At 61.7% G+C, this 13,918-nt stretch carries 11 protein-coding genes; 5 read left to right on the top strand and 6 right to left on the bottom strand.

Going from position 1 to position 13,918, the window contains the following annotated elements; translation table 11 throughout:
• Nucleotides 1-3,323, top strand: a 3,323-nt coding sequence (locus AC1RDQ_RS24505; protein ID WP_492588353.1) for a cadherin-like domain-containing protein, incomplete at its 5' end; no start/stop codon positions are given.
• An 82-nt stretch (nt 3,324-3,405) separates the two neighbouring features.
• Here the strand turns inward: AC1RDQ_RS24505 and lapD are convergent.
• From lapD to AC1RDQ_RS24485, 4 genes are all read right to left on the bottom strand, one after another.
• Nucleotides 3,406-5,352, bottom strand: a complete 1,947-nt coding sequence (gene lapD, locus AC1RDQ_RS24500) for a cyclic di-GMP receptor LapD (protein WP_057715952.1) — start codon at nt 5,350-5,352, stop codon at nt 3,406-3,408.
• 22 nt (nt 5,353-5,374) lie between these two features.
• Nucleotides 5,375-6,082: a cysteine protease LapG gene (gene lapG, locus AC1RDQ_RS24495; protein WP_218497002.1), complete on the bottom strand. Its 708-nt coding sequence runs from the start codon at nt 6,080-6,082 to the stop codon at nt 5,375-5,377.
• A 256-nt stretch (nt 6,083-6,338) separates the two neighbouring features.
• Entirely contained in the window at nt 6,339-6,734 is a 396-nt protein-coding gene (locus AC1RDQ_RS24490; protein WP_057715950.1) for a YbaN family protein, read from the bottom strand.
• Between the two features lie 10 nt (nt 6,735-6,744).
• On the bottom strand, nt 6,745-7,332 hold the full coding sequence (locus tag AC1RDQ_RS24485; protein WP_057715949.1) for a UPF0149 family protein: 588 nt from the start codon (nt 7,330-7,332) through the stop codon (nt 6,745-6,747).
• 427 nt (nt 7,333-7,759) lie between these two features.
• On the opposite strand from AC1RDQ_RS24485, the gene recQ reads away from it, so the two are divergent.
• The 4 genes from recQ to AC1RDQ_RS24465 all read left to right on the top strand — a co-directional run bounded on the left by recQ (nt 7,760) and on the right by AC1RDQ_RS24465 (nt 12,136).
• Nucleotides 7,760-9,886, top strand: a complete 2,127-nt coding sequence (gene recQ / locus AC1RDQ_RS24480) for a DNA helicase RecQ (RefSeq protein ID WP_057715948.1) — start codon at nt 7,760-7,762, stop codon at nt 9,884-9,886.
• A gap of 119 nt (nt 9,887-10,005) precedes the next feature.
• Nucleotides 10,006-10,440, top strand: a complete 435-nt coding sequence (locus AC1RDQ_RS24475) for a MarR family transcriptional regulator (protein WP_492588351.1) — start codon at nt 10,006-10,008, stop codon at nt 10,438-10,440.
• A 127-nt stretch (nt 10,441-10,567) separates the two neighbouring features.
• The gene (locus tag AC1RDQ_RS24470) at nt 10,568-11,815 is read left to right on the top strand and encodes a type IV pilus assembly protein FimV (protein WP_492588350.1); all 1,248 of its coding nucleotides are present in this window, start codon (nt 10,568-10,570) and stop codon (nt 11,813-11,815) included.
• Nucleotides 11,816-11,848: 33 nt separating this feature from the next.
• The gene (locus tag AC1RDQ_RS24465; protein ID WP_056721456.1) at nt 11,849-12,136 is read left to right on the top strand and encodes an Rdx family protein; all 288 of its coding nucleotides are present in this window, start codon (nt 11,849-11,851) and stop codon (nt 12,134-12,136) included.
• Here the strand turns inward: AC1RDQ_RS24465 and AC1RDQ_RS24460 are convergent.
• Together AC1RDQ_RS24460 and AC1RDQ_RS24455 are read right to left on the bottom strand one after the other, a co-directional pair.
• Nucleotides 12,130-13,023 carry a DMT family transporter gene (locus tag AC1RDQ_RS24460; RefSeq protein ID WP_150813390.1) on the bottom strand — a complete coding sequence of 298 codons (894 nt, stop codon included), beginning with the start codon at nt 13,021-13,023 and terminating at the stop codon, nt 12,130-12,132. The genes AC1RDQ_RS24465 and AC1RDQ_RS24460 overlap by 7 nt on opposite strands.
• Nucleotides 13,024-13,100: 77 nt before the next feature.
• Nucleotides 13,101-13,859 (bottom strand): helix-turn-helix transcriptional regulator, encoded by a 759-nt coding sequence (locus AC1RDQ_RS24455; protein WP_090453771.1) that lies wholly within the window; start codon nt 13,857-13,859, stop codon nt 13,101-13,103.
• Nucleotides 13,860-13,918: the final 59 nt, after the last annotated feature.

Below are 13,918 nucleotides of genomic sequence, written 5' to 3'. Positions count from 1 at the left end.
ACGATAACGAAGCCCATCCAACCGCCAACGGCACCAACAGCCTGACCGAGAACTTCAACGTCGTCGCTACCGACAGCAATGGCGACACGGCGACCGGGCAGATCAACGTCAACATCATCGATGACTTGCCGAACGCCAAACCTGACTCGTCGTCGGTAGTGGAGGGCGGCACCGTCAACATCAGTGTGCTGGGCAATGACGCCAGCGGCGCCGATGGTCCGGCGACGGTGGTCGGCGTACGTGCCGGCGGCAACACCTCGACCTCGGCCATCGGCGGACTGGGTAACCAGATCAACGGCACCTATGGCTACCTGACCCTCGATGCCAACGGCAACGCGGTGTATCACAGCAACCAGGATTCCGTCGGCGATCCGGGTGCCACTGACACGTTCACCTACACCGTGCGTGATGCCGATGGCGATGAAAGCACCACCACCATCACCATCGACGTCGCCAGCAGCACGATCAAGGCCAACCCCGATAGCGACGTGACGGTCTACGAAAAAGCCCTCGACCTGAGCAAGGACGGGCTGGACCTGGTCGCCGGTACGGTCACCGGTAGCGACCCGGGCAACACTGGCGAAACCGCGTCCGGGACCCTGGTCGGTTCGGTCTCGGGTGCCAGCGGCGCGCTCACCTACACCCTGGTCGGCAGCGCGACAGGCACCTACGGAAAGATCCTGATCAACCCCGACGGCAGCTATACCTACACCCTGACCTCGGCTCCGAAAACCTTGCCGAATGCCAACGACGGGCCGAACAGCCTGAGTGAAAGCTTCACCTACAAAGCGACCGATGCGCTGGGCAACAGCAGCACCAGCACCATCGTGGTCAACATTGTCGATGACGTGCCCAAGGCGGTGGCAACGGTTCGCTCGGTGGCGGCGGTGGAGATCGATTCCAACCTGCTGATCGTGCTCGACGTCTCCGGCAGCATGGCCGACCCATCCGGCGTGTCGGGCCTGTCGCGCCTGGCCCTGGCCAAGCAGGCCATCAGTGCCTTGCTGGATAAATACGATGACCTCGGCGATGTGAAAGTGCAGCTCGTCACCTTCAGCAGCAGCGCTACCGACATGACCTCTGTGTGGGTCGATGTCGCGACCGCCAAGACGCTGCTGGCCAGCCTCACCGCGAACGGCGGGACCAACTACGACGCGGCCGTGGTGACCATGCAGGCCGCGTTCAACACCTCGGGCAAACTGACCGGTGCGCAAAACGTCGGCTACTTCTTCTCCGACGGCAAGCCCACCACCGGCCAGGAAATCGGCACCGCCGACGAAACCGCGCTGAAAGCCTTCCTCGATGCCAACAACATCAAGAACTACGCGATCGGCCTGGGCAGTGGCGTGAGCAACGCCAACCTCGATCCGCTGGCCTACGACGGCATCAGCCACACCAACACCAATGCGGTGGTGGTCACTGACCTCAACCAACTCAACTCGGTGCTGTCTGGCACCGTGGTCGGCTCACCGGTCACCGGTTCGTTGCTGGGTGAGGGCGGCACGTTCGGCGCTGATGGCGGTTTCATCAAATCCATCGTGGTCGACGGCACTACCTACACTTACGATCCAAACGCCCTCAGCGGCCAGGGTTCGTTGACATCAAGCGGCGGCACCAACCACGGCACCTTCAACACCGTGAACAACACGGTGAGCATCGCCACCAACAACGGCGGCACGTTGGTGATCAACCTCGACACTGGCGATTACAACTACACCTCGCAGAAAACCACTGCGGTGGTGATCACCGAGAACATCGGTTTCACCGCCAGCGACAACGATGGCGACCTCGCCAGCTCGACGCTGACCGTGAAAGTGATCCCCAACGCGCCTCCGGTGGCGGTGGACGACCACGTCATCACCAACGTGCTCTCGGGCACCATCGTGGTGCCGGGCGAACTGTTGCTGGCCAACGACACCGACCCCAATGGCGACCAACTTTCGGCGACACCGACCTCGTTCAACACCGGCTGGGTCGTGAAAGGCGCGGACTTCACCGGCACCGGCGCGATCAGCTTCGCCGGCGAAAACAACAACCCCGGCAACCAGAATCTGGCCAACGTGCGCAACGCCTTTGCGGCCAACGCGGCGACCATGACGGCGCTGCTGGTGGTCAGTGGTTATCTTGGCGCAGCGAACAACTCCAATGGCAACAATGAAGACTTCATCACGGTCAAGCTGAATCAAGGTGAGACACTCAACCTCAATCACAACCTGGATGCCGGGCACATCACGATGGAGTATTCGCTCAACGGTGGGGCGTTCGTAAGCATCGCCGATGGTGACACCATCACCGCAGGCGCCGATGGCACTTACCAGATCCACGTGACCAACATCGCCAATTCCAGTGGCGGCAATAAGAATGGGGCAGAAAACTACGAACTGACCATGACCGTCAACTACGCCGGAGCACACGAAGTCACTACGGACTTCCACGGCACCTACACCGCCAACGACAACCACGGCGGCAGCGACTCGGCCAACCTGACCATCAGCTATCAGGACGGCCATACCCTCACCGGTACCAGTGGGGATGACGTACTGGTGGCGGGCACGGGCAACAACATCATCAATGCCGGCGACGGCAACGATGTGCTCACTGCCGGTTCCGGCAACAACGAGCTGCATGGTGGCGCCGGCAATGATCTGCTCTTCAGCGGCCAGGGCAATGACATCCTTGATGGCGGCACGGGTATCGACACGGCCAGTTACGCCCACGCCACGGCTGGGGTGACGGTCGGTCTCAGCCTGTCGGGTGGGCAAAACACTCTCGGTGCCGGCACTGACACCCTGAGCGGTATCGAAAACCTCATCGGCTCGAACCTCAACGACACCCTGACCGGCGACAACACTAACAACACGATCAATGGCGGTCTTGGCAACGACATCCTCAGCGGCGGGGGCGGCGATGACTTGCTGATTGGTGGCCTGGGCAATAACACCCTGAGCGGGGGGGCGGGGGGCGATACCTTCCAGTGGTTCAAGGGCAACAGTGGCCATGACGTGATCACTGACTTCACGCCCGGCACCGACAAACTCGACCTGTCGCAACTGCTGCAAGGGGAAAGCGGCACCACGGCTTCGCTGGATGACTACCTGCACTTCACCGTCACCGGCAGCGGGCCATCGACAGTGACCAGCATCGACGTCAGCGCCATGGCCGGTGCCGCGCCGAACCAGACCATCGACCTGGCCGGCGTCGACCTCGCCAGTCAATACGGTGTAACGCCAGGCGCGGGTGGGGTGATCGCGGGTGGGCATGACACGGGGACCATTATCAACGGCATGCTCAACGATCATTCGTTGAAGGTGGATACCGTGTGACCTGAAAACCCGCTAAAGAACCCGCCATCCCTGTGAAGGGGAGGCGGGTTTTTTGTTGCCCGGGACAATGGTCGATGCCCGGTCAGTGGTTAGAAAACCTGGGCGCCCCGATCAATCGACCCATGGCCCCGAATATTCCCAACTCACTGATGACCTCCAGTTCCCCACGCGTCTCGACCATTTCCGCAATCAGCGGCAAATCTATGCTGTGGGTCGCGCGAAAGATCGCGTCGATGAACAGCCGTTTGTCAGGCTGCTCGTCGATGTTGCGAATGTAGGCTCCATCGATTTTCAGGTACGCCAAGCCCAATTGGGTCAGGTTGCCGATCTGGCTGAAGCGCCCGCCAAAGTGTTGCAGGCCGACTCGATAACCGGTCTTGAGCAATGTGCTGCAAAGGTTCTGCAGCACTTCGGGGGAGGGCAACTGGCGCTCGTCGATTTCCAGGGTCAACAGCGGCGCCAGTTCGGGAAGGGATTCGAGCAGGTCGAGAATTGTTCTCCATTGCACCGGATCGCGCAGGGTGCTCCCGGACAGGCTCAATGCCAAGGGGCTGCGGTTGACCACCAGCTCGTCCAGCGTGGCTTCGAGCATCGCCAGGTCGAACCGTCCCGACCAGCCAAGACGCTCGATCCACGGCAGGAAATGCCCCGCGGCAATCGCTTCGCCCTGCGGGTCGAGCAGGCGTGCGAGTACTTTGTGATGCAGCATCTGGCGGGTGTCGGCGCATTGCACGACGGGCTGAAAGTACAGCTGCACTTTGCCATGGGTCAGGGCGTCGTCGATCCAGGTGCGCCAGTCGTGCTGGGAGTGATTGGGTGCCGTGTCACGATGGCTCAAATGAACCCAGGGGCGTTCGGGATGCTGCCGGGACTCCGTCAGCGCCTGATCAAGGCGCAGGAGAACGGTGCTGATCGGCTCACCGGGGCGGTAGGCGACAACGCCCAGATGGGCAACCGGCATGCAATCGCTGGCGCCGGTCAGGCGCAGGTTCTCCAGGCTGACGCTGACATCGGCGGCCAGGCGCGCGGCACTTTCAGCATCCAGACCCGGTGTCAGCAGGCTGAATTCGCCGCCACGGTTGCGCGCCGCCAGCCAGGTTCGACGCTCCGGCAATTGAGTCAGGCGCTTGAGCAATTCGCCGACGGCAGTGATCAGCGCATCAGTCCGTTGGCCACCCAGGCGCTGGTTGAGGCCGTTCAGGTCGTTGATTCGCAACATCAGCAAATGGCCGTCACGGCTCTGTTCGCACACGCGTAAATGGTCGGCCAGTTGCTCGTCGAGCAGGCGTCGGTTGGCCAGGCCGGTGAGGCTGTCCAGATAGGATTCGGCCCGCAGTTTTTCGCTGCGTGCAGCCTCCTCGACGAACAGCGCCTTGAGCTTCTCGACCATCTGGTTCATCGCCAGCACGACCCGTTTCAATTCCGGTGTGCGCGGCAGTTTCGGCAGACTGAGAAATTCGCGTTTGCTGATGGCCTCGGCTTGTCGGACCATGCTGTCGAGTGGGCGAAATTGCCGGCGCAGCATCCATCCTCCAATCACGGCGCTGAACAGCCCGCACAGTAGCAGCCAGATCAGGCTGCCAAGGGTGCTTTCCCAGAGCTTGGCCAGGGCGAATTGCGGATTGCTCAGCACTTCGACCCGTGCCAGTTGTTCCCAGCCGCGCATGATCAGGGCGTCGCCACCTTCCGGGCGCAGGTCGACCAGGTTGACGAACCAGTCAGGCACACCGTCGATTTTTGTCGGTGCGGAGCGTTGCACCAGGGTTTGCTGATCCTTGAGCCTGATGACGCGGATGCTGCTGAAATAGCCGCTGTCGAAAATCGAACTGACCATCAGTTCCATCATTGCCGGGTCATCGACCTGTGCCGTCAGCGACAGCCCCAGCGCGGTGGCCGCGTCCTGGGCGTGGGCGCGCAGTTGGCTGAGCGTTTGTTCGCGGGAGCTTTCCAGGCTGGCAAAAAAACTGCCGCTGAACGCCACCAGCAGGAACAGGCAGATTGCCAGGAACAACTGTTTACGCAGTGTCATGCTTCGCTCCTTGCCAAGGCGGTTAGCCGTCGCCGATGTCGAACCCTTCGGCCTGCATCTTTTTCAACACGTCCTGCCAGCGCGACAGCTTTTTCGAGTCGCTGCTGCGCTGGCCGCCGTTTTTACCCGGCAGGTACAGGCCTTCGGCATTGAAGGCGTACACCGGCAGCAAGTCTTTGCGTTGGGAGGCGGGGCGGATATCGCCGATCAGGTTGTCCAGCACCAGTGGTTCGCTCGTGGGGGTGCTGTAGAACGTCAACACCATGTGCGCCTGGTTCTGGCTCAAGGCCTTGACGTAGGTGATGCGCAGTTTTTCGCTGGGAATACCAAGCCGGCGCAGGCTGAAATACTTCGCCAGAGCATAGTCTTCGCAATCGGCGGCGCCCTTGATCAGGGCTTCGACGGGTGTGGCCCAGTAATCGGTCTGTTGCCAGATGCGCGTGTCGTCCTGGAAGTTCAGCTGTTGATCGAAGAAGCGGTTCACCGCGTTGAGCTGCTCGCGTTCGGGGGCGCCGCGTGCACTTTGCAGCATTTGACTCCAGGCCTCGATCCGGCCTCGCGCCGGTCCAAGGGGGCCGTAGCGTTTTTCAACGGTTTGCAGGATCTGCGCGAAATCCCAGTCGGCCCGGACCCCGTTGCATACAGTCAGTACCAAACCAGCCAGCAGCAACCAGCCGCCGAGCCGAAGTCGGAGCGTTGGCCATCCTGGACTACGCAGACTGCGGGCCATGTCTGGCTGCTCGAGTGTAGGTTTGTGAAGTTTAGGTGGTGTTTTTGCCGGGGCGGGGCAGGTCGTCGGCCGAAGGACGCTCACTGAGTTTTTTGTGGCGAGGGGGCTTGTCGGAACGCCGCACCGCCCCGTTCGGTGGCGAAGCCGCCGTGAACCTGTGAGCGCGATCTATCTGGTGATCTGCGGTGAATGGCTTTAGGGCTGCTGCGCAACCCAACGGGGGCAAGCCCCCTCGCCACAATGGTCGCGGGAAATTTCAGGATTTGCGCAGGGTTTTCTGCTTGAGGATGTAAATCGTCACCAGCACCGCACTAGTCAGCATGAAGCACCGTGCCCAGTACAGCGGTACCAGGTAGCAGGAGAACAGGATACTCGGCCACATCAGGCCAATGGCGTAGACCTTGCCCTTGAGCGGAATGCCGTTGCCGTTGAGGTAATCGCGAATCCACGGGCCAAGCCGTGGATGCTCGACCAGCCATTGATAAAAGCGCGGCGAACTGCGGGCGAAGCAGGCGGCCGCCAGCAGCAGGAAAGGGGTGGTGGGCAATACCGGCAGGAAAATCCCGATCACCCCCAGCGCCACGCTCAGCCAGCCGATGGCCAGCAGCACGTAGCGCAACATCAGGGGGCGGTTGCCTATGGGGTTGTCCATAGGCAGAACCTTAGTGGTGGCGGGGCTTGAGAATCGCCGGTTTTTCGTCTGGCGCGTTGCACAGCAGGTACAGCGCGGTCAGGGCTTCCGGGATCTGTACGATCATGTCGTCCATCAGGTTGGCATCTTTGGCGATGTCTTCGAACTCCGGCTGCTCGTCGAACAGGCCCGAACCGACCATGATCGGCAGCAGCATTTCGCTGACTTCGTCTTCGGCGCTTTCGAACCAGGCCGCTTCGCGCAGGAATACGCCTTCCATGAAGCCGATGCACCAGCCGCGAAGGTCGGAATCGTCCGGCTCGTCGCCCAGGTCCAGGTCGCATGGCAGTTCGAATTCTTCATCGGAGGCCAGCTGGCGAGCGATGTGGGCCTTGAGGCCGATCAGGGTGGCTTCGATCTCTTCGCGCTGGGCTTCGCTGCTGTAATGCGGCTCCTCGGCGAAAAGTGCGTCGATCCACTCACGATCAGGAACGACTTCGGAACAGATCGACAGCGCGGTGAGGTAGCCGTGGGCGGCCACGTAGTCCAGCGCCTCGTCATGCAGTTCATCAGCGTCGAGGAAGACTTGCAGGCGGGTTAGTTGCTCAGCGAAGGACATTAAAGGACTACCTTGGGGAATGTTCGATGCGGGAATTCTAGGCCTTCTTGAGCACTTGGGCCAGCCGCACGGCATATTTGCCCGTTTGTGGGAGCTGCTCCCCTTGCAGTTCGGTCAAGCGCTACCCCTGTGGGAGCGAGCTTGCTCGCGATAGCGGTGGTTCAGGCGAAATCAATGTTGACTGTGATGGCCTCATCGCGAGCAAGCTCGCTCCCACAGTTTTTATGTACATCGGGTTTGTCGGTGTCTTCTCAGCGGTGCCCTTTGCCGGACGGGGCTCGGGTATACTCGCGCGTTTTGTGATGCCCTGCTGGCGTCACGGCTGAAATGTGAAGCGTCATGCAATGCGCACTTACGATTTATCGGTGCAGCGTCGCGGGTTCTGAACCAGCCTTGCAGGGATGTTTCGGTGATTTTTGGAGTTTTTATGCTCGAACAGGCTCAACGCGTCCTCAAGGACATCTTCGGCTACGACAGTTTCCGTGGCCGCCAGGGTGCAATCATTGAGCGCGTGGCCAGCGGCGGTGATGCCCTGGTCCTGATGCCTACCGGCGGCGGCAAGTCCCTGTGCTTCCAGGTTCCGGCGCTGTTGCGCGAAGGCCTGGCCGTGGTGGTCTCGCCGCTGATCGCACTGATGGACGATCAGGTCGCTACCCTCGAAGAACTGGGCGTGGCCGCCGCCGCGTTGAACTCCACCCTCAGTGCCGAGCAGCAACGCGACCTCGCCGCCCGTATCCGCCGCGGTGAAGTGAAAATGCTCTATCTGGCGCCGGAACGCCTGGTCCAGCCGCGTATGTTGTCCTTCCTGCAGGGCCTGGACATCTCTCTGTTCGCCATCGACGAAGCGCACTGCGTGTCGCAATGGGGCCACGATTTCCGCCCGGAATACCTGCAACTGGGCCAGTTGGCGGAAATGTTCCCCGACGTGCCGCGCATCGCCCTGACCGCCACGGCCGACAAGCGCACCCGGGAAGAAATCGTCACCCGGCTGCACCTGCAAGACGCCGAGCGCTTCCTGTCGAGCTTCGACCGGCCGAACATCTTTTATCGCATCGTGCCCAAGGAACAGCCGCGCAAGCAGTTGCTGGCGTTCCTCGCCGAGCGCCGTAGCGATGCGGGCATCGTGTATTGCCTGTCGCGCAAGAAAGTCGAGGAAGTCGCCGCGTTCCTCAGCGAGCAAGGCTTCCCGGCGTTGCCGTACCACGCCGGGCTACCCAATGATCTGCGGGCCTACCATCAGAAGCGCTTCCTCAATGAGGAAGGCCTGATCATGGTCGCGACGGTGGCGTTCGGCATGGGCATCGACAAGCCCAACGTGCGTTTTGTCGCGCACCTCGATTTGCCGAAATCCCTTGAGGCCTATTACCAGGAAACCGGTCGTGGTGGCCGTGACGGTCTGCCGGCGGATGCCTGGATGGCCTACGGCCTGCAAGACGTGGTGATGCTCAAGCAGATGCTGCAGAACTCCGAAGGCGACGAACGCCACAAGCGTCTGGAGCAGCACAAGCTCGACGCCATGCTCTCGCTCTGTGAAGAAACCCGCTGCCGTCGGCAAACGCTGCTGGCCTACTTCGACGAAGACATGCCCGAGCCCTGCGGTCATTGCGACAACTGCGTCGACGGCGTGCAGACCTGGGATGCCACCGAGCCTGCGCGTCAGGCGCTGTCGGCGATCTACCGCACCGGTCAGCGCTACGGCGTCGGGCACCTGGTGGATGTATTGCTGGGCAAGGACAACGAGAAGGTCCGCAGCTTCGGCCATCAGCACCTGTCGGTGTATGGTGTTGGCAAGACGATGGCGGAGGGCGAATGGCGCTCGTTGTTCCGCCAACTGGTGGCCCGTGGTCTGGCGGATATCGACCTCGAAGGCTACGGTGGCCTGCGCCTGAGCGACAGCTGCCGGCCGCTGCTCAAGGGTGAAGTGACCCTGGAACTGCGCCGCGATCTCAAGGCGCAAACCGTGGCGAAAAGCAGCAAGAGCCAGGCGAGCCAGCTGGTCCGTGGCGAGGAGCGCGAACAATGGGAAGCCTTGCGCGCCCTGCGTCGCAAGCTCGCCGAAGAACATGGCGTGCCGCCGTATGTCATCTTCCCCGACTCGACCTTGCTGGAGATGCTGCGCAGCCAGCCGACCTCGCTGGCGGAAATGGCCACGGTCAGTGGTGTCGGCGCGCGCAAGCTGGAGCGTTACGGCGAGGCCTTCCTCGAAGTGCTCGGCGGCCAGGTCGAGGCGCCGAAACCGGTGGCCGACGTACGTCACGAACTGATCACGCTGGCGCGGGCCGGGATGACGCCGGTGCAGATCGCCGGTCAATTGCAGTGCTCGGAAAAGAACGTCTACACCATGCTGGCCGAAGCGATCGGCAAGCAGCAGTTGTCGTTGGAGCAGGCGCTGGATCTGCCTGAAGACCTGATGGGTGAAGTCCAGGACGCCTTCCTCGACGGCGAAGGCGAGTTGCCGCCGGTTTCCGAGATCGCCGCGCTGTTCGCGGGCCGGGTGCCGGAAGGGGTGTTGTACTGCGTTCGCGCTGCCTTGCAGTCGGAGTTCGAGATTTGAGACATCCGTAGTGCTGATGTAACGATTCACTACAGATCAAGCCTTGCCTCAAGTCGAGGCTCATGCTTAGCTGACTAATAATTAGTTTTTATTTATTTCAGTCTGATCATGAGTGTTTTATGCCGTTAACCGATCAACACCGCTTTGGCATGCAATTGGCCCAGATGTCCCGTGGCTGGCGTGCCGAACTGGACCGCCGACTGGCGGGCATGGGCTTGTCCCAGGCACGCTGGCTGGTGCTGCTGCACCTGGCCCGTTTCGAAGACGCACCGACCCAGCGTGAGCTGGCACAAAGCGTCGGCGTCGAAGGTCCGACCCTGGCCCGTTTACTCGACAGCCTGGAAAGCCAGGGCCTGGTGCAACGCCAGGCAGTGCTGGAAGACCGTCGGGCGAAGAAAATCGTGCTCTGCGCGCCAGCGCGTCCCCTGATCGAACAAATTGAAACCATTGCCACGCAACTGCGTCACGAACTGTTCGAAGGCGTCGATGAGGCGGATTTGAAGGTGTGCATGCGGGTTCACGGGCACATCCTGGGCAACCTTGAAAAGTCTTGAGGCATAACCGAGCGCCAGGTTTTTGAGAGACCGCATTGGACAGACTATAAGAACTACTCGGCAATATCGTGTTCGTAACGGATGTACGAACCCGTGCGGATGGTTTCTGTAGATCTCAAGGATGCTCATGCTCAAGTGTTGGCGATTGGTTTTACGCGGTGGTTCTCAGTGGTTGCTAGCCGGGGCCGCGGTCACTTATTCGGCATGGGCACCTGCGCTGGGCCTGGGTGAAATCACCCTGCATTCGGCGCTGAATCAACCGCTGCGTGCCGATATCGCACTGGTGGATGCTGCTGGCGTGGAGGAAAACCAGCTGTCTGTGAGCCTGGCAACGGCAGACGAGTTCAGCCGTGCCGGGGTCGACCGGGCGTTTTTCCTCAGCAACCTGAAGTTCACCCCGGTGTTGCGCGGTAATCGCAGCGTGATCCAGGTGACCTCCAACAAACCGGTGAGTGAGCCGTTCCTGAATTTCCTCGTGCAGCTCAATCAGCCTAATGGGCGATTGCTGCGTGAGTACACGTTACTGATCGATCCGCCGGGTGCGCCTGGGGTAGTTCCCGCCGCCGATGAAGCGGCATCCGGTTCCCCGGCGTCCGCATTCCCTCGTGTGAAACCGGTCGTGGCGCCGTCACCCGTGGCCAGGACGACGCCGGAAACGGACGTCGCAGTGGTTGATCCCGCTGTCGAACAACTGGCCGCCAGCGCCCTGCAAAACCACCAGTTGCAAACCACTGTCGATGAGCTCAACGCGAAGCTTCAAGGCCAGGATGAGCTGATCGCCGGCCAGATAAAACATTTGGCCGAACTGCAAACCCAACTCGCGGAGCTCCAGAAGGTAAAGGCCCAACCGGTTGCTTCCGACGTGGCGACGCCAGCCCCCGTTATTGCTGAAACCCCCGGGATTGGCTGGCTGCCGATTGCCGGTTTGTCGGCGCTGATAGCGTTGCTGGCGCTGGGCTGGTTTGTTCGCCGCCAGCAGCATCAAGCCACAGCGTCAGAGACGCTGCCGTCGCAGCATGAACCGCTGGCTGAGCTCTTTACCGAGCCAGTGATGTGGCCCTCCGTCATGCAACCATCCACTGTGCAACGCGACGGGGTGCCGGCCAACGAAGAGCTTGAGCGGGTCGATAGCCATCATTCCGTCCCGGTTGCTGTTGCCATGGCGGTGGTTCCGGGTTTGGCGATATCCGGCGAATCCGCTACGGACGATGAGTACCGGCTCAACCTGGAGGAGCTGTCCATGGCGTCGAGTTGGGACGTGATCAGTCTGACCGAGAACCCGCAGTCGGCGGTTCTGGCCATGATCGAGCCTGAGTTCGAGTTGGAGATGCAACCCGTTGCGCCGTCTCGACAGCCTCCGGTCGGGCTATCATAGCGGCGTCGTCAAACTCTGGAGTCAGGTCCCATCATGACCGTCAGCAAACCGGAAATCATCATCACCTACTGCACGCAATGCCAATGGCTGTTGCGTGCGGCCTGGCTGGCCCAGGAACTGCTCAGCACCTTTGGTGATGACCTGGGTAAAGTCTCCCTGGTGCCGGGCACCGGCGGGGTCTTTCATATCTACTGTGACGCCGTACAGATCTGGGAGCGCAAGGCGGACGGTGGCTTCCCCGAGGCCAAAGTGCTCAAGCAGCGGGTCCGCGACCAGATCGACCCGGACCGCGACCTGGGGCACAACGACCGCACTCAGTGAGACGCGGCCTCGGCTGCAACGGCTTTCTTGCTTGTGCCACTTGAGAACCGGCTGGAGACCACAATCGCCACAATGATCAGCGCACCCCCCAGCAACATGCGCAGGGTCGGGTTTTCGTTGAACAGCAGCCAGGCGACGGTGATGCCGTAGACCGGCTCCAGGGCGAACACCACGGCGGCAGTGCGTGCCTTGATCACCGCGAGGCTGGCGACGAACAGGCTGTGGGCGACACCGGTACAGAACACACCGAGTAGACCGATCCACAGCCAGTCGATGGCGCGCACTTCGCTCAATTGAGGCGCCGCCACCGGCAGCAGGCACAGGGCAACCACCACGTTCTGGCACAGCGCCGCCTGTACCGGCGGAACTCGCCCGGAACTGGCACGGTTGGTCAGTGACAGCAGGGCGAACAGCAATCCGGAACCCACGGCCCACAGCAGGCCGGTGGTGGCGCCGCTGGCGAGGTCAAAATCGGGCGTGACCAGCACCAGGCCGACACTCACCAGCAGCACCAGTACGATCTCATTGGCGCGAATGCGCTCGCGGAAGATCAACCCTTCGAGGATCACGGTAAAGGCCGGGAAACTGGCGAAACCGAGCGTCGCAATCGCCACGCCTGCGACTTTCACCGCAATGAAGAAGCTCACCCAGTGTCCGGCCAGCAACAAGCCGCTGAGCAACAGCCGACGCCAGTCCATGGCCTCGAGTTTCTGCCAGCGCGTCTGGCTGGCGAACCGTGCAAAAAACGCCAGCGCGAGCACGGCGAAAGCGGCACGGCCGAAAACGATGATCGCCGGGGACGCAGCGGCCAGTTTGCCGAACACACCGGTCAGGCCGAACATCAATGCGCCTATATGCAAGGCGCCAAGGGCGGTACGGGGAGTCATTGCAATCCTTAACGACAAACGAACAGAGGCCTCATTGAAGCGCGTAATGGCCCATCAAGTCTGTCGGCAAACTCGCGTTATTTGTCGCCAGCCTCGCGCCGCAGTTTTCCGGGGGATGCCCCGAACTCGCGCAGCACCGCCGCCGCAAAGGCACTCTGGGAGCTGTAGCCGACGCGGCTGGCAATCTCGCCGATGGGCAACGCCGAATTGCGCAGCAAGCCCACCGCGATGTGCAGGCGTCGGCTGCGGATGTAGTCCATCGGCGTCTGCCCGCATTCGGCCACGAACCGCGCATGCAAACGGGCACTGGAAAGGCCGGCGACCCGGGCCAGGTCGGCCACTTGCAACGGGTACGCCGCGTACTGATCGATGTGTGCGTTCAGCGCCGCATAGGGCAGGCGCCGACCGCCGACGGCCTCGGGCCTGGCGTTGTTGAGACTGGCCAGCAAAAGCACCGCGCCTTGTTGAGCGATCAGCGGATCATCGACCGGACTGTTCGCCAGCCAACTGACCAATTGGCTTTGCCCGGCGTCCAGAGGCAGGCGCCCGGCGTTGTCGAGCAGGCGTCGGCTGGAGTCGGCGTGATCGCCCAACGACTGGGCAACCCATTGTTCGCTGGGGACATCCAGCACCAGGCAACGGCTGCCATTGGTGCTGCCACACGCGTGATGCGCTCCGGAGGGCACCACCACGAAACTCTGCTGTACCACCTGGCTGCCACGGCCGTCGACCTCGAAATCCAGGGCGCCCGAGAGCCCGAACACCAGTTGCGCGTGTTCGTGGCTATGGACGATCAGGTCGTGGCTGTATTGGCGAAGCGTGAGGATCGGTCTCATCGCGGGTCTCCCGGTTCAGGGCGTCAGTCTACACCGAGCGGGCCAACAAGCGCTGTCAC

It is taken from the genome of Pseudomonas sp. GW823-FHT02E01 (assembly GCF_058797535.1).
This window is presented reverse-complemented; position numbering and strand designations above follow the sequence as displayed.

Coding starts and splice junctions, on each gene's coding strand:
- AC1RDQ_RS24455 (WP_090453771.1), bottom strand. CDS start 13,859: ATGAGACCGATCCTCACGCTTCGCCAATACAGCCACGACCTGATCGTC.
- AC1RDQ_RS24470 (WP_492588350.1), top strand. CDS start 10,568: ATGCTCAAGTGTTGGCGATTGGTTTTACGCGGTGGTTCTCAGTGGTTG.
- recQ (WP_057715948.1), top strand. CDS start 7,760: ATGCTCGAACAGGCTCAACGCGTCCTCAAGGACATCTTCGGCTACGAC.
- AC1RDQ_RS24485 (WP_057715949.1), bottom strand. CDS start 7,332: ATGTCCTTCGCTGAGCAACTAACCCGCCTGCAAGTCTTCCTCGACGCT.
- AC1RDQ_RS24465 (WP_056721456.1), top strand. CDS start 11,849: ATGACCGTCAGCAAACCGGAAATCATCATCACCTACTGCACGCAATGC.
- AC1RDQ_RS24490 (WP_057715950.1), bottom strand. CDS start 6,734: ATGGACAACCCCATAGGCAACCGCCCCCTGATGTTGCGCTACGTGCTG.
- lapG (WP_218497002.1), bottom strand. CDS start 6,082: ATGGCCCGCAGTCTGCGTAGTCCAGGATGGCCAACGCTCCGACTTCGG.
- lapD (WP_057715952.1), bottom strand. CDS start 5,352: ATGACACTGCGTAAACAGTTGTTCCTGGCAATCTGCCTGTTCCTGCTG.
- AC1RDQ_RS24475 (WP_492588351.1), top strand. CDS start 10,006: ATGCCGTTAACCGATCAACACCGCTTTGGCATGCAATTGGCCCAGATG.
- AC1RDQ_RS24460 (WP_150813390.1), bottom strand. CDS start 13,023: ATGACTCCCCGTACCGCCCTTGGCGCCTTGCATATAGGCGCATTGATG.